Raw genomic sequence first — 23273 nt, forward strand, 5'->3', positions numbered from 1 at the left:
ATTGTCTGGTTTTATTAAACATCTTGTACATCAAACATTCTTTTGGTAAATTCTTCTTCTATGAGTACAACTTTCCATTTTTCATCACCAATTTTTAGATTTTCTAAATGATTATCTCCGTTTACATAAATTCTATCAAACTCTGTGTCTCTGGTAGAAAATTCCATTTTTTTGAAGAAGTCATTTAAGTCTGCATTACTCTTTTCTTCAGTATTTCTCCAAATTACTAAGGTTTCTTCTTCTCTCTCATTGGTAACACCTGTAATTACTTTAAAACCTTTTATGGTTTGTATGGTTTTTACATGTAAGCCAATTAAGTAATTAAAAGTTTCTACTAAATCAATTACTGTTTCTTGGCTTTCATTATTCCTTGTAATGTTTAGTTTATAATTAAAAGGGTTTTTAAAAGCATCTATATTTAATAAGCTATCTCTAGACTCTACATCTAACATATAACTTAATAGATATTCGTCATTAAAATCAGCGCTCTTCAATAAATTAGATTGATGTACTGAAGATTTTAAAGCCAAGTTATTTAATGTGTCTTCATAGCTTTCAAGTTCAAAATATTTAATTAGTTGAGAGATTCCATTTGCTAGTTTAGGAGAACCATTATTCCAAGAGTCAGAATATATTGATTTTAAAGTCCTAGGCTTTGTTACTACATCAAAATAATTTCCCATTTCCACCATGAAGTATTTACGTCTACCATTATCACTTCTATTTAAATCAATTACTGAATGACCAGTAGTTCCAGAACCTGCAAAAAAATCAATTACATTACCTTCTGTTTTATTTGAAAAAGAAGCTTTTAAGCAATCATAAACTAATTTTTTTGCTTTAGGAAAATCAAATTGCTTTACACCAAATAATTCTTTTAATTCTGCTGCTCCATAATTTGCTGAAGCATATTTTTTATCATCCCACCATGTAGTAGGTAATGAATTTTCATCCATACGTGTTTTAAAATCAACATTCACCTTTCCATTAGCATCATGTCTCACTCTGTATTCATTTAACTCTGTTGACACTCTCTGATAACCTCTTTGCCAGTTTTTCTCAATAATCTCTCCATTTTTCTCACTTAAAGGATATAACTCAACTTCTCCTTCTTTGAGAGATTCCTTAACATCATATGCTCCCTTAGAATTATTCCACTCCAATTCTGGAATTCTTATAGTATTATTTTTTGATACAAAAATTGGATAAAAAAGCTTTGGTCTATCTTGTCTTAAATCATTAGTACCTGACCTTATGAAGTTTGCCCATGCAAAATTCCCATGCTCATCTTTCTGTGGGTACCTTTTTAATCTCTTTTCTGTAATATCCAGACTTCCTGGTATTGCTTCTTCTGAATTACCATAAAAAAGAGAATACTCATGTGAGGGAGCAAAAGAACCTTTTGTTTTTCTTCCAGCTGGGTTAGTTCTTACAGGCACAACTCCTAGCTCTCTGTCAAAAACTTCATTTAATAATAATCTTAATTCAGAAACTTCCTCGTCATCAATTGCGACACAAATAATCCCATCTTTAGATAGAAAGTTAGCACTAATTTTCAGTCTATCATACATTAAACTTAACCATGAAGAATCTTTATAATTGTTTTTATAAACAATAGCGGATGCATCAGTATTATAAGGTGGGTCTATATAAATAGATTTTATTTGTTTTTTATACTTTGATTGAAGAGCGTTAACTGCTTGAAAATTTTCAGAATTAATTAGTAAACCATTAGTTTGTTCATCTAAATCATCAAATTCTGCCAACAGCTTATCTTTAAATTCTTGAGAAAAGAATTTAGTGTCTAAAACCAAATAAGGTTGGCTTTTAAGAAAATCTATGGTTAAAGGCTCACTATAAGCTACCGTTAATAAATCACCTTTCTGCTCATGTATTTTAAAAAGTTCATTCCATTCTTCTAACTGTTCTTTGTTAGCTGCTATTTCTGGATAATAACTTTCTGGTATTCTATCTAAAGTAACACAGTAGTTGGTGCTAACTACAAACTTCTTTTTTAACCATAATTTCTTTTGGAAATTTTCTAGCTGTGCTAAAAAACTAATAATTTTTTGAGCAACTTGTTTTAACGCTTTTACTTTAGAAAGTTGTGCTGTAAAATCTTGCTCATTATCTGTGTTTATATCATCTAGGTATAAGACTTCATTTTTAATGTAAAAGTCTAGTTCACGAGATAGAAATCCTCCAAGGTCTTTGTGTATAAAGTAATCAAAGGTGTTTCTAGCAGAAAAGTCATTTAGGTGTTTTTCTAAAAGGGTACGTTTTTTATTTTTTTCAGTAGGAGCTAAAGCTAGTACATCATTAAATTCGGAAGGTAGGTTTGAGACAATGGTTTTTAAGGCTTCAGCCATTAATTTATCTTGACTGACTTTTTTATCATGAAGCTCATAAGTAAAGTTTAGAGTAAGTGTGTTACCATCTTCTGAGACTTCAACAGGCAGTTCCTCGTAGATTTTAAAACGTCTTTCTTTACCAGACTGCTCTTTATTGTTATTTTGTTCTGTAGAGGCTTCTTTTAGCTCTATTTTCACTGTTTTATTGCCAGCAATTTTAAAACCATAATTTTTTAAATATTCAGAAGTTTTAATATAGTATTGGTCATAATTTGCCCAATGTAGTTTTACTTCTTCACCTTCATAAGGTATAGCATATACATCTTTTTTGTAGCGTCTTAGAGAAATGAAATCTCCATCTTTATAATAACGTTTAAAGAAATTGGCTAAATGAGAATATACTTCTTGCTCTAAACCATCTACAGAAGTTGAATTGGCTAGTTTACTTTGTAATTCTTGTACTTTAGGCAATGTGTTTGGGTCAACACCTAAGGACTTAGCTTGCTCAATAGATGTATTTAGTTCTTCTTGGATTTTAGTGTTGTTTCCAGAACTATTAGCAGCCAGTACTTCTTTAACTTGAGGTAATAAACGGTTATCAAGAAAATCTGTAATTTCCTCTCGCTTTTGATTCATGATTCTGTAGATACCAAAATCCAAATCTGCCTTATCTAATTCAAAAACTTCTTTTAATACGTTTTTAAGTTTTTGGTAGTTGGTGTTATTTATTTCTGTTGCCATATTTTTATATGTATGCTAGGGTATTCTTTTAATTTTATTTTAGATGCCATTTGATAGTGAAAATAGGAGTTTCTTTGATGGATTTTAACATCTTTTCTCTAATTTCATCTATCATGTTATCTCTTCTGTCTTCAATTTCATCTTCTACATCAAATATTTCTTGACGTAGCTTCTTTTTTTGCTTCTCTAAAGATTTTAACTCTGTTTGAATTTTTAACAATTCATCAGTAGAGTTTGTTTTTTTAGAGTTTCTATTTAACTCTTTAATTTTAGATTTAACATCACGTAATTCCTTTTCTGAAGCTATTATTCTGTCTTCAGCCCATTTGTGTAACTTGTCTACTTCTTGCTGGAAATAGTCTGTGTCTTTTGCTTTGAGAGCTTCTAAAAGTAATTCTTTATGCGTGTTTCTAGATTCAGAAAGTTTGGCTTTTTCAGTTTCAGAAAGAACACTATTTTTATTTTCAGAAATTACAGGGAGTTCTAAAATACGTTTACAAATATCATTAGAAATTTCTTCTCCATCTTTAGTAAACCCTACAAATAATAAATTGTCTGTGACATCAAAAGAATTGACTTCAAAATTTTCAAGATGTAACACACCAGAATTACCAATAAGATGTTCTATTGAAGCTACATTAAGCTTTGTGTTAGAGTAATCAAAAGTTAATTCTGTAAAAGGTAGTTCCTTGTTTTTAAAATCTTGAATTAAGTGTTGTGCAATAGGATGCCCTATTCTGTAACGATGAATATCTTCTCTGTCTTTATGTACAGTATATGGACCAATTGGAATGTGCTTATCTAAAGGATTTTGTTTTAATACAAATGATAGGTTTTTATTATCAAAATTTGCTTTACCGTTTAAACCTAATTTTGTGATTTCCCATAACCATTGTTCATATTTTGACACATGATTTTTGGCTTCATCTAAACGTGTTTTAAGTTTATCAATAACATCTGCATCAAAATTTTCTAAGAGTTTTTGTTGAGTAGATTTTAACTTGTTACCTATCTGTTCTTCAAGTTCTTTTTGAAGACTATCAAAGGAAGCTTCAATTTCGTCTTTTGTTCTACAGTCTTGATATATTTTTGCTATTCGTTTTTCAAAGTCAACACCAGAACTAATACTTCCTAAAACTTCATCAGAAGCACCAAATACACCATTAAAAAGACTGAATTTCTGGTTTAATAAATCAAATACTCTTTGGTCTGCTGCATTTTTAGTATTTAAGAAGTTAATTACAACAACATCATATTTTTGTCCATAACGATGACATCTACCTATACGTTGTTCTATACGCTGAGGATTCCAAGGTAAATCATAGTTAACTAACATAGAGCAAAACTGTAAATTAATCCCTTCAGCAGCAGCTTCAGTAGCTAATAATATTTGACAATCATCAGATTTAAAATGGTCTACAAGAGCAGCTCTAATATCAACAGCTTTAGAACCAGTTATTTTATCAGAATTTTTGTTTTGTTCAAGCCAAGATTTATAAATCAGTTTTGATTTCTCATCATTATTTGTACCATTGAACAAGGTGACTTTATCCTTGTAACCATTATTTTCTAATAAGTTTAAAAGGTAAGTTTGAGTTCTACGAGACTCTGTAAAAATGATGGTTTTTTGATTAGCACCAAGCTCTTTAAGTTTGTCAAATCCTTTTGAAAGAGCAACCAGAAGTTTATCTCCTTTAGCATTATTTTCTATGGAACAAGCAAGCTCATAAAATGCTTCTAAATCTCTTAATTCATTTTTAATGGCTGCAATTTGTTCATCAGATAAAATTTCAACAACATCTTCAATTTCATTTTCTAATTCTTCTTCTGAAATTTTATAATCTTCTTGAATCTCGTCAAACAAATCATAATCCTCTAGAATTTCAGAATCAAGTTTTTCATTTTGATTCTTATTAATTTCATTTTCTTTGATTGTCGTCTTCAGTCTTTTAATCAAATTCTCTAAAGTTCCAGAAATAGCAAAACTAGAAGATGCTAGAAGCTTTCTTAGAATAAGAGTCATTAAATGTCTTTGACTAGCAGGTAAAGCATATAATTCTTCTCTCTGAAGATATTCTGTAACCATTTCATACAAAGTATGCTCTTCATCAGAAGGAACAAACTGCTCAGTAATTGGGATACGGTTAGTATAGTTGATATATTCTTGAACTTGTCTTCTTAATGTTCTGTTACAGATAGGAGCTATTCTATCTTGTAGGTCTTCAAATTCAGTTTCATCTGCTCTTGAAAATTGAGTTCGAAAACTTTTTAAATCACCAAAAATATTGGTGTCTATAAATGATACTAATCCATAAAGTTCTAGAATTGTATTCTGTAATGGAGTTGCTGTAAGTAATACTTTCTTTTTATCCTCAAGAGCAACTCTTAAGGTGTTGCCAATCTTATTCGTTGGCTTATATGAATTTCTTAAGTAATGAGCTTCATCAATAATTACTAAATCCCAAGAAGTTAGTTGCACCCATTCTGCTTTGTTTCTAGCAAAATGATATGAGCAAATTACTATGTTGTTTTTGTTATCAAAAGGGTTTTGCTTTCCTTTTTTTCTTGCTGCATTAAAAGATTTAGTTTCAAGGACTTTTGAAGGTAAATAGAACTTATCTTCTAACTCTTGAGACCACTGTTTTCTTAAAGAAGATGGACTTATAATTAAAATTCTTCGCTTACCTTCAGCCCATTTCTGAGACAATAGTATTCCAGCTTCTATGGTCTTACCTAAACCTACTTCATCTGCTAATATTGCTCCTTTTGATAAAGGAGATTTAAAAGCAAATAGAGCAGCTTCTACTTGGTGTGGATTTAAGTCTACTTTTGCATCTAATAGAGTTGCTCCAAACTTTTCAGTTGAATCTGAAGAACATCTTTTAGATAATTCGTAAGCATAATATTTTGATTGATAATGATTAATCATATTCTTTTTAACTCCTTAAAAATTTCTACCATAGCTAATGTGTCTAACTTACAATAAGCTAGAAGGTTTTTTCTAGTTTGTTCTATATCTTCTTTAAAGTTTGGGTCACTAACCATTCTTCCCCAGGTATCTAAAGCCATTGTGCCATCTTGTACTTCTAAATCTGAATAAGAAAACTGAGGACATAGCACAGGTAATACTTTTTTAATTGAAGTAGAACCATGAAACTTAAAATCCACATAGTCTGTTTTAAAAATGTTCATTAAATCAAACATATGGTTGTTCATATAGTTTAGGTAGTCAGTAAATTGGGGAATCCAAACCAACATATCTTTATTTCTGCTTATCTCAAAAGGTGCATTCCACGATATAAAAGTACCTGTCAGACCAGTAAAATTCTGCATTTTTTTTAGCATACCTACAGGTTGTTCTAGTTTACTTCCTAACCATTCAAAATGAGTTAGCTCACCATTTTCTTGCATAGAATGTATAGACACTTGAAAGACTAGGTGATTATGAGGTCCCATATTATCTAATTTAGGAACTGCTGTTGGATAAGTTTCATAATCTACAAAATGTAGTGGGTATTTTAAGCTGTTTAAGGTTTTTTGAATTGATGGTTCATTAACCAATACAAGTTCCTTTCTTACAGATTCTACTTGAGCTTGTTGAATTACACTTAATTCAAAATCTTGGGGAATATCTAAAATTCCTAATTGGTTATTGTCAACTAACTGTCCTATTTTTTTAGCCGAAATTCTTGCAATTTCATAAATGCTAAACTCAGGTATATCCTTATTAAAGTATTTAAAGCTGTCACAATGGTTTGTTCTTGTTTTATACCTGCTAGAACATTGATTTTCATTTATAGTTTCTTTATTAATAAAATTTGAAGCAGCATTAATATCATTAACAACTGTAGAATATATGTTGTTTATTTGTTCAGTTACTTCAGCAACCTCTAACAATTCATTAGCATTAATAGCTCCTTGCTTTACATAGTCTTTGTTAAGATGGATAATAGAAACCTTTGATACATTATAACCACACTCTTGTAAAACATATTTCTGAAAACATGCGTCTTCAAGTTTTCCTTTTTTTATACTCGATGCTGATTTAATTTCATAAATATGGTATGTGTCATTGGGTAATTTTTCCAAAACGTCAATTCTAGCAAATACTCCTTTCGATGTTGAAAAAGATGGTTGAAAAAATAAGTTACTACTTGAATTTAATTGTTGTTGGGTAAATTCAGGGGTACTATTTTCTGGTAAGTCAACTCCATTAGGGAATAATAGTTTTGCATACTCCTCAACTTCATAACCTTCTTTAATCAACTTTTCTAAAAACAATGAAAATTCTCCCTTGGGATATTCATTAGGCTTATTTTTTAGAAGCCATAATGATTCAGGGCAATTAAGGTATTGTATAAAGTCTGTTTTGGTTAGTTGATGCATAGAGGTTAAGGTGTAAGAATTTCTTGAAATTGTTCTTTCGTTAAAATCATAAAGTTTGTGGTGTCATAGGTGTTCTTTTCAACTCTTTTTAAGAATGCCATATAATTGAGTATTCTGACAAAAGTTCTTTTTACAGATTCATTGTATGCAATACCTATTCCTATTCTACCTAATGAAGCAGCATTTATCATGCTACCCATTATGTGTTTTCTTGTACTTGAGTTCTCAATTTCTATTGCTAAAAAGCATCTTGCATTTTGATTTTTTCTTGTTAGAAAGTCAAATTCAGGAATTTGAATTTCATGTAACCATTCTTCTCCAATGTTTTCTACATGACAATCATAGATTTGTTTTAAAAAAGTGTCAACATTATCATTTCGTAAAATATTGTTATACTCAGCTGTTTGGTTGTTATATGGTGCTACGCTAAAAGGTCCAGCTGCTATATCTACTCTTGGAGAATACTGATAATTAACACCTGTAAATGCTCTCCATTCTTCAACCACGTCAAGACCTTCAAGTTTATTTGATAATAATGGTGATACTAAATTTTGATATTGTGTAGCTGTCATTGTATGATTATTGCTTATCTGATTTTACTCTTTTTAGAGCTAATTTTATTGCATCAATTGCCATTTCTTCCCCATTTACTTCTTCATATACTTTTTCACTTAACCAAAGGGTTAATAGTTTATTGTATTCAATATCAAGAGCTAAAGCAAGTTTTTCAATTTGTTCTCTAGTTGGCTTCCTATCTCCTTTTTCAATTTTACTTATTAAAGCAGTATCAACTTCAACCTGGTATGCAACCTCTCTTAGTAGCATTCCTTTAGCTTCCCTTTTAAATTTTATTAATTCTGATAGTATCATTAGTAGTCAGATTTCAACTTGTCAAAAGTTGTCTAAATCTACATCTATTTTTCTTACAGAAAAAATTTTTATAAAATATTTTTTAAGGTATTCTGTGAGAGCTTAGAGTACCTTGTGCAATGACCCCTACCCAGTTATGGGAATCAACTTCCCCGACCCACTTTTAGAGGAAATAAATTTTCTAGCAGGGCTTATAAATTCAAGGTGATAGTTGTAATTTATTTTCTGTAGATAATTTAATTCTTGTGAGTGGTTAAGTTCAACTCAAAATTCAAAAACTATGGTTACAATCATTAATTTTAAAGAAAGACAAAAAGAAGATGGAACAACATTCTTTGTTTTGGAACTGCAAGGAGGAATAGAGATGGTTAAGTCCAAAGAGACTGGTAATTTCTATGCTACTGCAAAAAGAGCATTTATACCTTCAACATTTGATAAGGATGTGTGTACTTCACTTATTGGAACAAAAATGCCTGGTGGAATTGTTAAAGAGGTATGTGAGCCTTTTAATTATGTTATAACAGAAACAGGAGAAGAGATTACATTAAACCATAGATGGGTTTATAAATCTGAAGATGAATTAACTCCTGCTAAAGCACCAGTAATTCATGAGCAAAATGTAATTGCAAATTCAAATGTATTTTCTAAAAATGGCATTTTAGAACCAGCTATTTAAAACATTAAACCAATCTTATCTTTTAATTAAGGTAAGATTGGTTTTTATTAAATCATTGAAGTATGGAGATTTCAGAAATAAAAGTGTCATACACTAGTATTAATAAAGAGAAAATTAAAATAACCAATAGCCAAGAGTCTTTTAATATAATTTTAGATTGTTGGAATAAAGATATTATTGAACTACAAGAAGAATTTAAAGTACTATTGTTAAATAGAAGTAATCATGTGTTAGGAATTTATTCTCTATCAAAGGGAGGAGTTTCTGGTACTGTTGTAGATGCTAAATTATTGTTTTCAGTAGCTTTAAAATGTAATGCAAGTAGCATCATCATTGTTCATAATCATCCAAGTGGTAATTTAAATCCAAGTACAACAGATAAAAAAATTACTAATAAGATTAAAAAAGCAGGTCAGTATTTAGATATTGTATTGTTGGACCATTTAATAATTTCTAAAGATGGTTATTATAGTTTTAGTGATAATGGTTTAATAAAATAATCTTCTGACAGATTATGCTTTTATGTATGTGTGCATTTAAGCTCTTTTTAATGTGAAAATCTAATTATATAAAGAGTATAGATAGGTATTAATAGCGAAAATTTGACTTTACTTATCAAAATTTACTATATCACAAAGACTAACATCGAGATTATCAGCAATTCTTTTTAGAGTATAAATGGTAGGATTAGTTCCACCAGCTTCTAAACGACTTAAGTTAGATTTTTCAAGGTTACATTGCGCAGCTAAATCTTGCTGAGCTATACCTTTAGATTCTCTTAAAGATTTAACTCTCTTACCAATTGCTAACTGTAACTGCTTCTTTTCTTTCATTTTAAATAACCAAATATCTAGTTACCAAAAATGATAATTAAATGATTCTTTTTGGTTATCATAAATGATAAAATAAGTATGTTTGTTAATTATAGATTGAAATAATATGAAAACAAATATTTCGAGAATCATTAAGAATAAAGACTCCTTGAAGTCTATAGAAAATGTTGTTTTGGAACTATACGAGGATAGTAAAGGTTTTATTGAATATGAACTTAAAACCTCAAAGGACAATGATAATAAGCTTGTTTTTATGAATGTAAACCATAAAAGCATGCTAAATAAATACTTGAAGTTTGAGCATTTCTATATCATTTTATTAGTGGTAATAGTTATTTGTGGGTTATCCCTGTTTAGTAATAGTTTTATTATGGTAATACTTTCAATCATTGGACTTGTTTATATTCCTTATAGGTTTATATCGTGTAGTGAAGTGCCTTTTAGATTAGTTTTTGATGGACTTAATATCTATGAACTAAATCTCGTAGGTAAAAGAATATTTAAATTCAGTCCAACATCAATAGAAAGCTCTGATTCTGATAAGTTTGAAAATGATTTTATCTTTTTTAGTACTTCAACAAATACTAAAGAGAAGACTTCTATGATGATAAAGGAAGGGTATTCATTTGAAGAAAGAGACTTGTTTATTAAATATTACAGGAAATTCAATTTCACAAATTCAATTAAAACAAGAAGCTAGCATGAAGTTCAGTGACTTAATTAAAGAACTAGAATCTCTATCATCTAGTGATGGTTTATACACTAGAGATAAAATAGCTTGGTGGTTGATTAAACATGAAAAAGGCTATATAGAGTTAAGCCGAATTAGAGAAACACTAGAAGCAGAATTCCCAAACAGAAATTTAAGAGAACAAAAATCATTAATCAAGGAACTGCTATTCATTGAACTTTATGAAGGTCTAGAAGATGCTTTTGAAAAGTCTAGTCCAACAGATAACAAAGAGATAGACCTCAATATAATTATAAACAAAATAAAATCATCGACTAATGGACTTAGTAGGAAAGATAAAAATTTTAAATGGGACTCAAGTCCTAGGTGATAATGGCTTTAGAAAACGTGAAGTTGTTATCACCACAGATGAAAAATATCCACAGCATTTATTAATAGAATTTACACAAGACAAATGTGAGTTACTAGATAATTATGCTGTAGGTCAAGATGTGAAAATAAGCATCAATTTAAGAGGTAGAGAATGGATTAATCCTGAAGGTGTAGCCAAGTATTTCAATTCCTTTCAAGGCTGGAGAATAGAGCTTTTAAATAGCCTAGAAACAATGCCAAATGTAATACCTCAAACAGAAGAAGCAAGCTTTATAGAGGATGACCCAGATAATGACTTACCATTTTAACCAAATCAATTAATAACTTAAATCTAATATCATGAAGAAAGCATTTTTAACATTAATAGCCATTTTATCATTAGTAGCATGTTCAAGTGATGATAATGAAGAACAGCAACCAATTAGCCAATCACATATAGTAGAGTTCACAACAGGAACTTTAGAAGCTTGGGTATCTGTTTCCTTGACTACAACTTTAACTTTTGAAGATGGTTCTGAATCAACAGTAAATTCAGATTTTGATTATGACAATAATATAGTTACTGTTAACATTCCAGAAAATACTGCAAGTTTTGAACTTGATTTCTACATAGAGGATTCTTCACAAGCTAATATGCGTTTTTATGGTTCAAATGATGATGTTACAGTTCATCAAGAAACCATTAGTCAACAAAATTTTCAATACCAGTATTCATTTAATTAAGGTATGTGTAAATCCTTGCTGAAAGAATTACGTTTTAAAATTGGAGAACAATATGAGCTAAATGAGTTTAACCTTGAGAGTTTGGAATCAACTTTTATAAATGGTTTAGAGTATGAAAGCTATGAATACATTAAAAATGATTTTAAGGCTTTATTTGGTGTAGAATTTTCTAAGAATATAATTCTTCAATATAATGCAGATATACTCTCTAGAGTGGTGTATGAATTTGATATAGCCAAATTAAATATTGTTAAGGATAAACTCAATCAATTTAATTGTAAGAAGCTAAAATTAGAGCTTATAAAAAATAATGATAGATGTAATCTGTTAGTAAGTAAAAAGGAGTAGAAAAAGGCATTCCTATATATTAATATTAGCTAATATGTTGATGTTGAGGGTCACACCTCCGGGGGTTCGAATCCCTCTTTCTCCGCAGAAAAAAACCAGAACATATGTTCTGGTTTTTTTATTTTATATTATATGCTACTCAATCCTTAACTAAGTAATTTATTTGCAAAGTGGTTTAGCATTTTTTCTACTTCATCAAAATTATCATCTACCACAGTTACATCTGTTAATCTAGGTAAATGTTTCGCAAAATAAATATGATTATTAGCCATTTCGAATAAATTAGTAACAAAAGCTATTGGATATGGAAATTTTGGATTTATCTCTAAAACCAATTCTGATACTTTAGCAACTAAATTCTTATAGTTAGCAAAAAAACCTTTAGAATTTTCGTTATCTACGTCTTTTGTATGATATGCCTTAGCTCCTTCATCAATAACAACATTATGTAATACACTCTCGTTAACATAATCAATTGAAGGATTTTCCATAGATGCAGAAACGAAGGTTTTAATTATTATTTCTAATTTTCTATTAGGATCTTCAATATTCATTGTCCCAATATTAATTAAATATCCTACCCACTCCCAATACCAAGAAACCAAGTATATAAGTAATAAGTGCTTATTTTCAAAGTATCTGTAAATTGAAGCTTCAGTAGAGTTTATTTCTGTAGCCAACTTCTTAAATGTAAACGCTTCAAATCCTAATTTATCAATTAATAATATGCTATGCTTAATAATTTTTCTCCCTAGCTTAGAATCTTGAGGTTCCTTTAAAAATAGGCCTTCATTTAATGTTATCTTAACTCCTATTGACATTTATTCGATGGTTTAAATGTAAAATTACAGATTTATTTGCAATTGCAAATATATCAAATTTAATATTTTCACAATTCTTTATGATAGTATTACTATCAAATTTGATATTTGTTTATATATTTGCAACCGATTTTTAATACTAAAACAAAAAAACTATGAGTAAAAAAGGAGTATTTAGCAGTTTAAAAAGTGATATACCTGCTAGTATTGTTGTATTTTTTGTAGCCTTACCTTTATGTTTAGGTATTGCTCTAGCCAGTGGAGCTCCACTATTTTCTGGGTTAATTGCTGGAATTATTGGAGGAGTGGTTGTTGGTTCTTTAAGTGGATCAAAAATTGGAGTTAGTGGACCTGCAGCAGGATTAGCTGCTATTGTCTTAACAGCAATTGCTACTCTAGGTAGTTATCAAAACTTCTTATTAGCTGTAGTTTTAGGTGGTATTATTCAATTAATATTTGGGTTAGTTCGTTTTGGAATTATTGGTTACTTTTTTCCTTCTTCAGTAATTAAAGGGATGTTAACTGGTATTGGAATCATTATTATACTAAAACAAATTCCTCACTTTTTTGGTTACGACCCAACTCCAGATGGTGATTTTGCCTTTTTCCAAGTAGATAGTAAAGGGACTTTTTCTGAAATATTAAAAACTATAAATCACATTAGTCTTGGACCAACAATTATAGGTCTTATCAGTTTATTTATTTTAATTCTTTGGGATCGTGTATTAACTAAAAAATCAAGAATATTTCAATTAATACAAGGACCTTTAGTAGCTGTTATTGCAGGTATTGTTTTTTATACTTTAACTCAATCTAACCCATCACTAGTATTCTCTAATTCTCAATTAGTGAGTGTTCCTGTACCAGATAGTATTGACTCATTTTTAGGACAGTTTACTTTTCCTAACTTTAGTGCAATAACAAATTCTGAAGTTTGGATTGTAGCCTTTACAATTGCTCTTGTAGCCAGTTTAGAAACATTATTATGCGTTGAAGCTACAGATAAATTAGATCCTGAGAAAAATGTTACTCCAACTAATAGAGAATTATTAGCGCAAGGTACAGGTAATATTATTTCTGGGTTTATTGGTGGTTTACCTATTACTCAGGTAATTGTTAGAAGTTCTGCTAATATACAATCTGGTGGAAAAAGTAAAATGTCTGCAATTATACATGGTTTTTTACTGTTGATTTCTGTAATGCTTATTCCTACTCTATTAAATAAAATTCCTTTAGCAGTATTAGCAGCAGTATTATTTATTGTAGGTTATAAATTAGCAAAACCAGCTTTATTTAAGCAAATGTTTGAATTAGGTTGGAAACAATGGATACCATTCGTAACTACAGTTGGTGGAATTGTTTTTATCGATTTATTAAAAGGTTTAGGCCTTGGATTAGCCGTAGGTATTGTAGTTATCTTAATAAAGTCTTTCCAAAATTCTCACTTCTTACATAAAGAAGATAAAAGTAATGGCGTACAAAAAATGAAAATGACTTTAGCTGAAGAAGTAACTTTCTTTAATAAAGGTGCCATCTTAAAAGAATTAGATAGAATTCCTGAGGATTCTTATTTAGAATTAGATGTTAGAAACACTAGATATCTTGATAATGATATTATTGAAATTTTAGAAGACTTTTCACTAAAAGCTAAAAACAGAAACATAGATATAAAATTAGTTTCAGAAAGAGGTATTGTAGAAAACCCTGACAGTTATATTGAGTTCTTTAAGTTAAGACCTGTAACAGCATAATAATTAAAATTTAAAAAACACATTTATGAAAGCACATACAAAAGACACACAAGCAGCCATTACACCACAAATTGCATTACAATTATTAAAAGATGGGAATAAAAGATTTCAAGAAAACTTAAAGTCTAACAGAGATTTAATAGAGCAAGTACAAGCTACAAGTACTGGTCAATATCCTTTCGCAACTGTATTAAGTTGTATCGACTCTAGAGTTTCTTCTGAGCTTATTTTCGACCAAGGAATTGGTGATATTTTTAGCGCTCGTGTAGCTGGAAATTTTGTAAATGAAGACATACTAGGAAGCATGGAGTTTGCTTGCAAATTAGCAGGAACTAAACTAGTTGTAGTTTTAGGTCACACTGCTTGTGGAGCTATAAAAGGTGCTTGTGATAATGCAGAATTAGGAAACCTTACTAAGTTAATTTCTAAATTAAAACCTGCTGTAGAAGCTGTTTCAGAACCTAAAGATGCATCATTAAGAAATTCAGGTAATATTGAATTTGTTGATACTGTTGCTAAAATGAATGTTAACTTAACTATAGAGAACATCAAAACACAAAGTGAAGTATTAAATGAAATGGCCGAGAATAATGAAATTATGATTATTGGAGGTATGTATGATATTTCTAATGGAGAAGTAACATTTTTTGAAGTATAAATTGGTATGAAAAAAGCAATCATCTTTTTAGTATTATTATCTCCTATCTTTTCATTAGCTCAAGATAGTAGCTTAGGAAATTGGTTAATTTACATTGGAAACAAAAACTTAAATAACCAATGGAACTTGCATCACGAAGTACAATACAGAAACTATGACGCTATTGGCGACATGGAGCAACTATTGCTTAGAACTGGATTAGGATACAATCTAACAGAAAACAACAATAACATCCTTTTAGGTTATGGATATATAGTTTCTAAAAACTATATAGATGGTACTGATGACAAACTAACTGTTAAAGAGCATAGAATCTATCAACAGTATCAAACCAAACAAAAAATAAATCGTGTTTCATTAAGCCACAGATATAGAATTGAACAAAGATTTGTTGAGGATTCTGACCTTAAATGGCGTTTTAGATATTTTTTAAGTGCAAACGTTCCATTAAACAAACCAGAAATGAGTAAAGGAGCGCTTTATGCATCTGCTTATAACGAGTTATTTATAAATGGTCAAGATGAGGCTTTTGACAGAAATAGAATTTATGGTGGATTAGGCTATAAATTCAATAAGAATATTAGGTTAGAATTGGGCTACATGAACCAGATATTCAATAATAGTAGTAGAGATCAAATCAACACTATACTATTTATAAACTTTTAATAGATTTTGTTTTTAGTAGTTTAGCATACCTTAGAATTGGTTAATAGCAAGTGTTAAACTATAAAAAGGCGAATACAATTTGTGTATTCGCCTTTTATATTAAATACTAATATGTTTTAAATAAACACTATTTGAGCATTTTCGGTATCTGCTTTATTATAAAAGTCTCCAATAGTTAGAACACCATCAAGATCGTCAATTAGGTCTTTTTCTTCTAAATGGAACATATCTACTGCCAACTTACAAGCCCATAAACCACATCCTGAATCTGATAAAATTTCTAAGAACTCATCTACTGGTGGCATATCTAATTTATCCATTTCTTTTTTCATCATCTTAGTTGCCAAAGCTTCCATTCCTGGTAGTCCACCAATCATAGTTGGGATATGCATTGCAGGATTACCTACAGTTGCTACATGAAGATTATTAAGCTTCTTTTTTTGTATTGCTTCCAATCCAAAAAATGTAAAGAATATATCTGCATCAATACCTTCCATACGTGCACCATTTGCCATAACAAAAGCTGCATAAACGTTTTCTATTGTTGCTTTCGATAAAATAAAAAGCATCTTTTTAACTTTAGTTGCCATACACTTTAGTTTTAAATTATTAAATACAACTCTTAGGCTTAGGGATGCCAGCTATTAACGTTGCCTTTTTTAATGGACCACCTGGAAATAAGTTATAAAACTCCTTTACATTTATAACACCACTTTTCTTTATTCCTCTAATAGATAATGGTTCTTCTTTTTTAAACTTATCATGAATGTAATCTATAACTTCCCAATGTTTATCTGTCATATCTATTTCTTGCTCTTTAGCAAGCTCAACACCAATTTCTCTTGTCCATTGAGAGAAATCTGTTAAATATCCTTCTTCGTTTACGCTTATTTTTACTTGTGCAATATCTCTTTCCATGATATATTATTTTAGTTAATCTTTTTACCTTTTGTACTCATATTTCTTCCAACAAATGGAATTGGAATCCCTTTTAACAACATATTCCAGTAAATCCACCTAAATGCTAATTTTCCCCAATGATTAAATACCGACTCTTTTAGTAATTTTAAAGGTCCTATTCCAGCGATTGGAAATGTTCCTTCAACTGGCTCTTGCTCATAATTAAAGTCAATTAAAAGCGCTTTATTATCACCTGTTTCTATAAAACAGTTGGCATGACCATCAAATTCCTCTTTCAATGGTTTTTCATCAATAAATAAAAGTATGTTATCTGTTAATGTTTCTGCTTGAAAATGTGCTACAGAGCCTGCTTTAGATGCAGGAAGATTAGTTGCATCTCCAATTACAAAAATATTTTCGTGAGCTTTAGATTGTAATGTGTTTTTGTGTGTTGGTATAAAATTAAGATCATCGCCTAATCCAGAACGCTCAATAACATCATCTCCCATATTTGTAGGTACTGTAACCAGCAAATCATAATCCACTTCTACATCAGCATAATCTACAATCTTATTATTTTTATAATCTACCTGTTCAATATTAAAATCTGTAACTTCTTTAATTCCTTTTTCTTCTAACAAATAGTGAAGTGTTTCTGTAGCTTTAGGCTTAGTAAAAGCACCACCTAATGGTGTTACATAAGTAATATCTACTTTGTCACGCATACCCTTTTTCTTAAAGTAAGAATCTGCTAAAAATGCAAACTCTAATGGTGCTACTGGACATTTAATTGGCATCTCTGTTATATGCACTACAAGCTTGCCTCCATCCCACTCTCTTAATTTATTGCGAAGCGCTAAAGCACCTTCGTAAGTATAAAAATCAAAAATACTTTTATGCCATTCTTGACTATGCATACCTTCAATTTCATCTGGGGCAATTTTAGAGCCTGTAGCTACAATAAGTATATCATACTTTAAAACATCATCTTCTAATTCAACCTTATTAGAATCAGGATAAATACGCTCAATTTTCTTCTGAATATATTTAACACCTTTTGGAATAAACTTTTTCCCTTCTTTCTTTACTTGTGCTTCTGTATAAGTATCGAAAGGAAGAAATAAAAACCCTGGTTGATAATAATGTGTTTTATATTGATCTACAATACTGATAGACCATTCATTTTGAGGAAGTTTTGACACTAAATGATTCGCCATCATTGTACCTGCTGTTCCTGCTCCTAATATTACTATATTTTTCATTTTATTGACACAATTCACATTTAGTTCTATGAATTTTGTACAACAAACTTAAGAAGTATCAAGAGGAAAAATTATGACTAAAATCATGAAAACCCCTTATGTAACCTAAGTTACAGAGAGTTTAAGAACTAGTATCTTCCATAACTAAAAACGGAACATCAATCTTAAAGCCAAAAATCTCAACATTGTGCCTAGAAAATAATCTTTCTAAAAAAGAATGCTTTTTACTTGTCATGGCTAGCATGTTGATTTGATTATTATAGATATAATCTTGAACAACTTTAAAGATATCGTCTTGATTTAACTCTACAAATTCATGAGAAATAGTTGTAAACAATTCATCTAAATAAGCTCTAACATTTTCTTTTTCCTGAGATAGCGTTTCAGCATTTTTAACATGAAGAATATCAAGCTTAGAGTTAAACTGTTTTACAAAACCTAAAAGAATAGCTAAATCATCTTCATTATAATGAGATAAATAATCTGTTGTAAACGCTAGCTTTTGCATACCATTAAACTCACAACCATTTGGTATAGCAAGAACTGGTACACCACATCTTTGCATAACTCTAACAGTATTACTGCCAAAAATAACACGTTCTGCTCCTGTAGCTCCTTTAGTTCCCATGATGATTAAATCAATGTCCTTTAACTCGCACATTTGGTTAATGGCATCAATAAAATTGTCGTAATCTACAGTAGAGTGAAAAGTATGCTTATCATTATTATAATGTGATTCAACTGTATTAATTACATTATTAATTGATTTTTTAGCAGTATCAATTAACGTTTGATATATTGTTGTAGATGAAGACATAGTCATCAAATCATCAGATACAAACGAAGATGCTTTTTGTATGTTTAAAAAGTAAAATTCGCATTCAACGTCCTTTAACAATTGCATAGCATAGTTAATAGCGCTTAACGAATTTTTAGAAAAATCGGTAGGTAATAATATCTTTTTCATCTACTTATGTTTTACAGAAAATAAAATTAATGCAGTATTGTTACACAAACAATGATAATTGTCAGTTGAAAACCTTTAACTATCAATAATTTAAATTACATGAAAATTAGCTTTCTTTACTAAAGCATTGTATTTTCGGCATAATAAATGCTTATAAATACGTTATTAACTATAATAATTAGAGTAGATGAAACATATATTACTTTTATTTTCAACGCTTATAATCTCTAGTGTTTATGCACAAAACAAAACCATTACTGCTGGAGAAAAACTTACATTTACTGCTTCGTATAACATGTCTGGTTTACTTACCGATTTAGCTCAAGTAACGATGGAAACTAGTGAAGTAAAAACATCTAAAGCAACACTTTTAAGATTAAAATGTAAAGCCAGAACTTATAGTAAATGGGACCATTTTTTTAAAATTGATGACTTATACGAAAGCTACGTAAACCCAAATACCCTTAAACCATATTTATACCAAAGAGATATTGATGAAGGTGGTCATTATAAGTTTGAAAAGTATAACTTTAGTTATAAAACCAATACAGTTAAAACCTTAAGACGTCAAAAAAGCAAAAATTTTAAATCTGGTTTTTGGGATAGAAACGAATCAATTAAATTAAATCCTGGAGCTAGAGATTTAGTAACCACACTATATCATATACGTAACCTTGACATTGACAAAGCCAGTATTGGTAGTAGTGATACTTTTACTGTTTTATTTGACGCTCAAGAAACAAAAGTAAAAATGACACTTTTAGGTAAAGAAACTATTAATACCAAAATAGGAAAAAAGGAATGCTATAAAATAGCCATTACTATTAGTAATAGTGATGTCCTAAAAGGAAATAACGATAACATAATATGGTTAACAGCCGATGCCAATAAAATTCCTGTGTATGCTAAATTCAAAATAGCAGTTGGTAGTGGCGAACTAAGAATACAAAGTGCAACTGGACTAAAACATTAATACAACTATGAGATTACTTATTACAATTATTGCAATTATTGCGGCCATACTTGGACTTGCTCTATCTATTTTACCTTTTGGTACAATTGCTATCATTCCTATAGCTACATCCTTTATTTTTGGATTTATAGCTTTTAAAATGGCTCAAAAAGAAGGTAAAAACACCAAGCTTGTAAAAGCTATTTTTTTAGTAACCATAGTTGCTTTAATATTAAATATCTACAATTCGTTAAAACCAAACGAGATAACTATTGACGAAGAATCTATTGAAAAAGAAAAAATTTCTGACGAAGAAATGAAAGAATTAGATGCAATTGAGATAGAATAGTCTTTTTTCCTTTTATATTTGTTTGATATTTAACAAACTAATCCATGAAAGCCCTTATATATGCAACAGCGTTCTCGCTTATAGGTTCGTGCGCAACCTTAAGCCATAAAGAGAAAATTGAAGCTATAACCAATAACATCACTATTCAAGATTCTACTCAAGTAATCACTTACGCTAACTCAATTACAGCTAATGAGTTAAAAAACCATATGTTCGTTTTTGCTTCAGCAGAGTTTAATGGAAGGCGTGTTGGTACAATTGGGCAAAAAAAAGCAGTTAATTATCTTAAAAACTATTATATAAGCGAATCAATTAAATCACCTTTTGGTAAAAGTGATTATTTTCAAGAAATACCTTCTTCTTATTTTAATAATAAGTATAAAGATACCGAAAATGTGTTGGCATATATTAAAGGTACAACTAAATCAGACGAATTAATTATAATATCTGCACATCATGACCACGAAGGTATTGATGAGCAAGGAAATATTTATTATGGAGCAGACGATGATGGCTCTGGAACAGTTGCCCTTTTAGAAATGGCTCAAGCCTTTAAAAAAGCAAAAATCGATGGTTATGGCCCAAAAAGAAGCATTTTATTTCTTCATACAACAGCAGAAGAAATTGGTCTAGAAGGTTCGAAGTTTTATGTCGAAAATCCAGTTTTTCCATTAGAAAATACAGTTGCAAATCTTAATATTGATATGATTGGTAGAATTGATGAGTACCATAACGAAGACCAAGCATATTTGTATTTAATTGGTGCAGACAGATTAAGTACAGAACTTCACTACATTTCAGAAGCTGTTAATAAAAGTTTTTTTAATCTAGAGTTAAATTACAAATACAATGAAGAAAATGAGAACAACCGCTACTACTACAGGTCAGACCATTACAACTTCGCAAAAGAAAACATACCAGTAATATTTTACTTTAATGGTGAGCATGATGATTATCATGAAGTTAGTGACACTCCAGATAAAATTAACTACCAACTACTAGAAAAACGCACGCGCTTAATATTTGCTACTGCGTGGCAACTTGCAAATCAAGATAAAAGAATAGTTGTAGATAAATAACAACTGCTTGTTAAAAAGTGTTAAAGCAATAGATAACAACTACCCAACCCAAGTATTTTTTCGTATTATCGCACAACTTTATATTTATAATTTTAGATAATGAAAAAACACTTATTACTATTTGCTAGTCTTTTGGCTATTTTTTCTTGTAAAAAAGAAGCACAAACAGAAGACATTATTGGCTATGCTGAAACAATTTCGGCTGACGAATTAAAAGAAATGCTTTACGTATATGCTTCTGATGAATTTGAAGGAAGAGAAACAGGACAACCTGGACAAAAAAAGGCGGTAGACTATCTTAAAAATCAATATGAATCACTTCAAGTGCCTTCTGCTATAACTGAAGGTGATTATTTTCAAGAAGTACCACTTCAAATTATTAAGACTCCTAAAGTAGAAATGACTATTGGAGAGCAATCTTTTAATTACTTTGAAGATTTCATTACGTTAACTTCACCAGAAACAAGCAATTTTGACGCTAGCGAAATTGTATATGTTGGTTACGGAATTGACCATGAAAAACATAACGATTACAAAGACCTAGATGTAAAAGACAAAATAGTAGTGGTAATAGCTGGAGAACCTAAAGATAATGCTGGAAACTACATTATTAGTGGTTCTAAAGAAATATCTAAATGGTCAAACGGAAGACAATCTTTACGCTCAAAAAGAGAAGCAGCTGAGAAAAACGGTGCAAAAGCAATGTTTTTATTAGACGATAACTTATTTAAAAGATATGCTGCCTATTACAAAAAAGTAGAAGAAAAAGGAGGAAGCAACAGGTTATCATTATTAGCTAAAGAAAAAACTATCTATGGATTTTTGATTAGTGAAAAACTTGGAAATGCTTTAATTGAAAACATTAGCGATAAAAAAGATAATGGTGTTGTTGCTAAAAACATTGATGTAAAGTACGAAAGTGTTACTGTACCAATGTCTTCAGAAAATGTAGTATCTATTATTAAAGGAAGTGAAAAACCAGATGAATACGTAATTATTTCAGCTCACTTAGACCACAATGGTATTCATGATGGTGAAGTATTTAATGGTGCTGATGATGATGGTTCAGGAACAGTGGCTATGCTTGAAATTGCAGAAGCTTTTAAAGAAGCTGAAAAAAATGGTCATGGCCCAAAACGTTCAATCGTATTTTTACATGTTACTGGAGAAGAAAAAGGATTATTAGGTTCTAAATATTATACAGATTACAACCCAATTGTACCATTAGAAAACACAGTAGCTAATTTAAATATAGATATGATTGGTCGTGTGGATCCAAAAAGAAAAGATGGTGATAGAAATTATGTTTATTTAATTGGAAGTGACAAACTAAGTACAGAACTTCATAACTTATCGGAAGAAGTAAATCAAAAATACACTAATATTGAGTTAGACTATACTTATAACGATGAAGACGATCCAAATCGTTATTACTATCGTTCTGACCATTATAACTTTGCTAAAAATAACATTCCAGTAATTTTTTACTTTAATGGTACTCATGACGATTATCATAAAGCTACTGATACTGCTGACAAAATTGAATACGATTTGTTAGAAAACCGTACACGTTTAGTATTCCATACTGCTTGGGAAGTAGCTAATCGTGAAAAAGCTCCTGAGGTTGATAAAGCACCTGCTAAACCTTAATTAGCAATTACAATAAAACTAAAAAGCCTTTCGAAACTAAACGAAAGGCTTTTTTTATTTAAAGTATTATTAGCAATAACAAAAAAAGCTTCTCTAAAAAGAGAAGCTTTGTCTTTTTGGGTGGAAGATCGGTCTCGAACCGACGACCTCCTGAACCACAATCAGGCGCTCTAACCAACTGAGCTACAACCACCATTTAAATACATTTCTGTAATGCGTGTGCAAAT

Annotated in this window: 25 protein-coding genes and 1 tRNA gene; 14 read left to right on the top strand and 12 right to left on the bottom strand. The window is 30.1% G+C overall.

The window, feature by feature from the left end; translation table 11 throughout:
• Positions 1-14 precede the first annotated feature (14 nt).
• Genes ACLII3_RS00520 through ACLII3_RS00540 form a run of 5 tightly spaced genes read right to left on the bottom strand, consistent with a single transcriptional unit; the run spans position 15 to position 8348 of the window.
• Positions 15-3092 carry a site-specific DNA-methyltransferase gene (locus ACLII3_RS00520; protein ID WP_412985619.1) on the bottom strand — a complete coding sequence of 1026 codons (3078 nt, stop codon included), beginning with the start codon at positions 3090-3092 and terminating at the stop codon, positions 15-17.
• 34 nt (positions 3093-3126) lie between these two features.
• Complete coding sequence (locus ACLII3_RS00525) at positions 3127-6021, bottom strand: SNF2-related protein (protein ID WP_412985620.1); 2895 nt, start codon at positions 6019-6021, stop codon at positions 3127-3129.
• Positions 6018-7478: a DUF2779 domain-containing protein gene (locus ACLII3_RS00530; protein ID WP_412985621.1), complete on the bottom strand. Its 1461-nt coding sequence runs from the start codon at positions 7476-7478 to the stop codon at positions 6018-6020. The genes ACLII3_RS00525 and ACLII3_RS00530 overlap by 4 nt, the downstream gene beginning before the upstream one ends.
• A gap of 5 nt (positions 7479-7483) precedes the next feature.
• Complete coding sequence (locus ACLII3_RS00535; RefSeq protein ID WP_412985622.1) at positions 7484-8050, bottom strand: hypothetical protein; 567 nt, start codon at positions 8048-8050, stop codon at positions 7484-7486.
• Between the two features lie 7 nt (positions 8051-8057).
• Complete coding sequence (locus ACLII3_RS00540) at positions 8058-8348, bottom strand: helix-turn-helix domain-containing protein (protein WP_412985623.1); 291 nt, start codon at positions 8346-8348, stop codon at positions 8058-8060.
• A gap of 280 nt (positions 8349-8628) precedes the next feature.
• Here ACLII3_RS00540 and ACLII3_RS00545 point away from each other — a divergent pair, with 280 nt between their 5' ends.
• Together ACLII3_RS00545 and ACLII3_RS00550 are read left to right on the top strand one after the other, a co-directional pair.
• Complete coding sequence (locus ACLII3_RS00545; RefSeq protein WP_412985625.1) at positions 8629-9024, top strand: hypothetical protein; 396 nt, start codon at positions 8629-8631, stop codon at positions 9022-9024.
• A gap of 62 nt (positions 9025-9086) precedes the next feature.
• Positions 9087-9524 carry a JAB domain-containing protein gene (locus ACLII3_RS00550; protein ID WP_412985627.1) on the top strand — a complete coding sequence of 146 codons (438 nt, stop codon included), beginning with the start codon at positions 9087-9089 and terminating at the stop codon, positions 9522-9524.
• Positions 9525-9632: 108 nt separating this feature from the next.
• Here ACLII3_RS00550 and ACLII3_RS00555 read toward each other — a convergent pair whose 3' ends face one another.
• A complete protein-coding gene (locus tag ACLII3_RS00555; RefSeq protein ID WP_412985629.1) occupies positions 9633-9857 on the bottom strand; it encodes a helix-turn-helix domain-containing protein in 225 nt (74 codons plus the stop codon).
• A 106-nt stretch (positions 9858-9963) separates the two neighbouring features.
• Here ACLII3_RS00555 and ACLII3_RS00560 point away from each other — a divergent pair, with 106 nt between their 5' ends.
• From ACLII3_RS00560 to ACLII3_RS00580, 5 genes are read left to right on the top strand one after another with little or no spacing between them, the layout of a single operon-like run.
• Complete coding sequence (locus ACLII3_RS00560) at positions 9964-10557, top strand: hypothetical protein (protein ID WP_412985631.1); 594 nt, start codon at positions 9964-9966, stop codon at positions 10555-10557.
• A gap of 1 nt (position 10558) precedes the next feature.
• On the top strand, positions 10559-10918 hold the full coding sequence (locus ACLII3_RS00565; protein ID WP_412985632.1) for a hypothetical protein: 360 nt from the start codon (positions 10559-10561) through the stop codon (positions 10916-10918).
• Complete coding sequence (locus ACLII3_RS00570) at positions 10866-11228, top strand: DUF3127 domain-containing protein (RefSeq protein WP_412985634.1); 363 nt, start codon at positions 10866-10868, stop codon at positions 11226-11228. The genes ACLII3_RS00565 and ACLII3_RS00570 overlap by 53 nt, the downstream gene beginning before the upstream one ends.
• 31 nt (positions 11229-11259) lie before the next feature.
• Positions 11260-11643 (top strand): hypothetical protein, encoded by a 384-nt coding sequence (locus ACLII3_RS00575; protein WP_412985635.1) that lies wholly within the window; start codon positions 11260-11262, stop codon positions 11641-11643.
• A gap of 15 nt (positions 11644-11658) precedes the next feature.
• Positions 11659-11991, top strand: coding sequence for a hypothetical protein (locus ACLII3_RS00580; protein ID WP_412985636.1), 333 nt, complete (start codon positions 11659-11661; stop codon positions 11989-11991).
• 146 nt (positions 11992-12137) lie between these two features.
• Here the strand turns inward: ACLII3_RS00580 and ACLII3_RS00585 are convergent, their stop codons facing one another.
• On the bottom strand, positions 12138-12812 hold the full coding sequence (locus tag ACLII3_RS00585; RefSeq protein WP_412985637.1) for a TetR/AcrR family transcriptional regulator: 675 nt from the start codon (positions 12810-12812) through the stop codon (positions 12138-12140).
• A gap of 155 nt (positions 12813-12967) precedes the next feature.
• Here ACLII3_RS00585 and ACLII3_RS00590 point away from each other — a divergent pair, with 155 nt between their 5' ends.
• The 3 genes from ACLII3_RS00590 to ACLII3_RS00600 are packed head-to-tail and all read left to right on the top strand — an operon-like array spanning position 12968 to position 15887.
• The gene (locus ACLII3_RS00590; RefSeq protein WP_412985639.1) at positions 12968-14563 is read left to right on the top strand and encodes a SulP family inorganic anion transporter; all 1596 of its coding nucleotides are present in this window, start codon (positions 12968-12970) and stop codon (positions 14561-14563) included.
• 25 nt (positions 14564-14588) lie between these two features.
• Complete coding sequence (locus ACLII3_RS00595) at positions 14589-15221, top strand: carbonic anhydrase family protein (RefSeq protein WP_412985640.1); 633 nt, start codon at positions 14589-14591, stop codon at positions 15219-15221.
• Between the two features lie 6 nt (positions 15222-15227).
• Positions 15228-15887, top strand: a complete 660-nt coding sequence (locus tag ACLII3_RS00600) for a DUF2490 domain-containing protein (protein ID WP_412985642.1) — start codon at positions 15228-15230, stop codon at positions 15885-15887.
• Between the two features lie 116 nt (positions 15888-16003).
• Here the strand turns inward: ACLII3_RS00600 and ACLII3_RS00605 are convergent, their stop codons facing one another.
• The 4 genes from ACLII3_RS00605 to ACLII3_RS00620 form a co-directional block, all read right to left on the bottom strand.
• The gene (locus ACLII3_RS00605) at positions 16004-16477 is read right to left on the bottom strand and encodes a DsrE/DsrF/DrsH-like family protein (RefSeq protein ID WP_412985644.1); all 474 of its coding nucleotides are present in this window, start codon (positions 16475-16477) and stop codon (positions 16004-16006) included.
• 19 nt (positions 16478-16496) lie between these two features.
• Positions 16497-16805, bottom strand: coding sequence for a TusE/DsrC/DsvC family sulfur relay protein (locus tag ACLII3_RS00610; protein ID WP_412985646.1), 309 nt, complete (start codon positions 16803-16805; stop codon positions 16497-16499).
• An 11-nt stretch (positions 16806-16816) separates the two neighbouring features.
• Positions 16817-18049, bottom strand: a complete 1233-nt coding sequence (locus ACLII3_RS00615; protein ID WP_412985647.1) for an NAD(P)/FAD-dependent oxidoreductase — start codon at positions 18047-18049, stop codon at positions 16817-16819.
• Positions 18050-18170: 121 nt separating this feature from the next.
• Positions 18171-19016 carry a universal stress protein gene (locus tag ACLII3_RS00620; RefSeq protein ID WP_412985649.1) on the bottom strand — a complete coding sequence of 282 codons (846 nt, stop codon included), beginning with the start codon at positions 19014-19016 and terminating at the stop codon, positions 18171-18173.
• Between the two features lie 187 nt (positions 19017-19203).
• Here ACLII3_RS00620 and ACLII3_RS00625 point away from each other — a divergent pair, with 187 nt between their 5' ends.
• The 4 genes from ACLII3_RS00625 to ACLII3_RS00640 all read left to right on the top strand — a co-directional run bounded on the left by ACLII3_RS00625 (position 19204) and on the right by ACLII3_RS00640 (position 23046).
• Positions 19204-19989, top strand: coding sequence for a DUF3108 domain-containing protein (locus ACLII3_RS00625; RefSeq protein ID WP_412985650.1), 786 nt, complete (start codon positions 19204-19206; stop codon positions 19987-19989).
• A gap of 7 nt (positions 19990-19996) precedes the next feature.
• Entirely contained in the window at positions 19997-20317 is a 321-nt protein-coding gene (locus tag ACLII3_RS00630) for a hypothetical protein (protein WP_412985651.1), read from the top strand.
• A gap of 44 nt (positions 20318-20361) precedes the next feature.
• Positions 20362-21396, top strand: a complete 1035-nt coding sequence (locus ACLII3_RS00635) for a M28 family peptidase (protein ID WP_412985653.1) — start codon at positions 20362-20364, stop codon at positions 21394-21396.
• Positions 21397-21495: 99 nt separating this feature from the next.
• Entirely contained in the window at positions 21496-23046 is a 1551-nt protein-coding gene (locus ACLII3_RS00640) for a M28 family peptidase (RefSeq protein ID WP_412985654.1), read from the top strand.
• Positions 23047-23164: 118 nt separating this feature from the next.
• Here ACLII3_RS00640 and ACLII3_RS00645 read toward each other — a convergent pair.
• Positions 23165-23240 (bottom strand) — tRNA-His (locus ACLII3_RS00645).
• Positions 23241-23273: the final 33 nt, after the last annotated feature.

Source organism: Pontimicrobium sp. IMCC45349, assembly GCF_047219225.1.
GTDB lineage: Bacteria > Bacteroidota > Bacteroidia > Flavobacteriales > Flavobacteriaceae > IMCC45349.

Excerpts from the sequence above, each read along its gene's own strand:
- ACLII3_RS00545 (WP_412985625.1), top strand. The coding sequence starts at position 8,629 with ATGGTTACAATCATTAATTTTAAAGAAAGACAAAAAGAAGATGGAACA.
- ACLII3_RS00560 (WP_412985631.1), top strand. The coding sequence starts at position 9,964 with ATGAAAACAAATATTTCGAGAATCATTAAGAATAAAGACTCCTTGAAG.
- ACLII3_RS00640 (WP_412985654.1), top strand. The coding sequence starts at position 21,496 with ATGAAAAAACACTTATTACTATTTGCTAGTCTTTTGGCTATTTTTTCT.
- ACLII3_RS00555 (WP_412985629.1), bottom strand. The coding sequence starts at position 9,857 with ATGAAAGAAAAGAAGCAGTTACAGTTAGCAATTGGTAAGAGAGTTAAA.
- ACLII3_RS00605 (WP_412985644.1), bottom strand. The coding sequence starts at position 16,477 with ATGGCAACTAAAGTTAAAAAGATGCTTTTTATTTTATCGAAAGCAACA.
- ACLII3_RS00585 (WP_412985637.1), bottom strand. The coding sequence starts at position 12,812 with ATGTCAATAGGAGTTAAGATAACATTAAATGAAGGCCTATTTTTAAAG.
- ACLII3_RS00570 (WP_412985634.1), top strand. The coding sequence starts at position 10,866 with ATGGACTTAGTAGGAAAGATAAAAATTTTAAATGGGACTCAAGTCCTA.
- ACLII3_RS00575 (WP_412985635.1), top strand. The coding sequence starts at position 11,260 with ATGAAGAAAGCATTTTTAACATTAATAGCCATTTTATCATTAGTAGCA.
- ACLII3_RS00620 (WP_412985649.1), bottom strand. The coding sequence starts at position 19,016 with ATGAAAAAGATATTATTACCTACCGATTTTTCTAAAAATTCGTTAAGC.
- ACLII3_RS00520 (WP_412985619.1), bottom strand. The coding sequence starts at position 3,092 with ATGGCAACAGAAATAAATAACACCAACTACCAAAAACTTAAAAACGTA.
- ACLII3_RS00610 (WP_412985646.1), bottom strand. The coding sequence starts at position 16,805 with ATGGAAAGAGATATTGCACAAGTAAAAATAAGCGTAAACGAAGAAGGA.
- ACLII3_RS00565 (WP_412985632.1), top strand. The coding sequence starts at position 10,559 with ATGAAGTTCAGTGACTTAATTAAAGAACTAGAATCTCTATCATCTAGT.
- ACLII3_RS00530 (WP_412985621.1), bottom strand. The coding sequence starts at position 7,478 with ATGCATCAACTAACCAAAACAGACTTTATACAATACCTTAATTGCCCT.
- ACLII3_RS00635 (WP_412985653.1), top strand. The coding sequence starts at position 20,362 with ATGAAAGCCCTTATATATGCAACAGCGTTCTCGCTTATAGGTTCGTGC.
- ACLII3_RS00625 (WP_412985650.1), top strand. The coding sequence starts at position 19,204 with ATGAAACATATATTACTTTTATTTTCAACGCTTATAATCTCTAGTGTT.
- ACLII3_RS00550 (WP_412985627.1), top strand. The coding sequence starts at position 9,087 with ATGGAGATTTCAGAAATAAAAGTGTCATACACTAGTATTAATAAAGAG.
- ACLII3_RS00600 (WP_412985642.1), top strand. The coding sequence starts at position 15,228 with ATGAAAAAAGCAATCATCTTTTTAGTATTATTATCTCCTATCTTTTCA.
- ACLII3_RS00595 (WP_412985640.1), top strand. The coding sequence starts at position 14,589 with ATGAAAGCACATACAAAAGACACACAAGCAGCCATTACACCACAAATT.
- ACLII3_RS00630 (WP_412985651.1), top strand. The coding sequence starts at position 19,997 with ATGAGATTACTTATTACAATTATTGCAATTATTGCGGCCATACTTGGA.
- ACLII3_RS00535 (WP_412985622.1), bottom strand. The coding sequence starts at position 8,050 with ATGACAGCTACACAATATCAAAATTTAGTATCACCATTATTATCAAAT.
- ACLII3_RS00615 (WP_412985647.1), bottom strand. The coding sequence starts at position 18,049 with ATGAAAAATATAGTAATATTAGGAGCAGGAACAGCAGGTACAATGATG.
- ACLII3_RS00525 (WP_412985620.1), bottom strand. The coding sequence starts at position 6,021 with ATGATTAATCATTATCAATCAAAATATTATGCTTACGAATTATCTAAA.
- ACLII3_RS00590 (WP_412985639.1), top strand. The coding sequence starts at position 12,968 with ATGAGTAAAAAAGGAGTATTTAGCAGTTTAAAAAGTGATATACCTGCT.
- ACLII3_RS00540 (WP_412985623.1), bottom strand. The coding sequence starts at position 8,348 with ATGATACTATCAGAATTAATAAAATTTAAAAGGGAAGCTAAAGGAATG.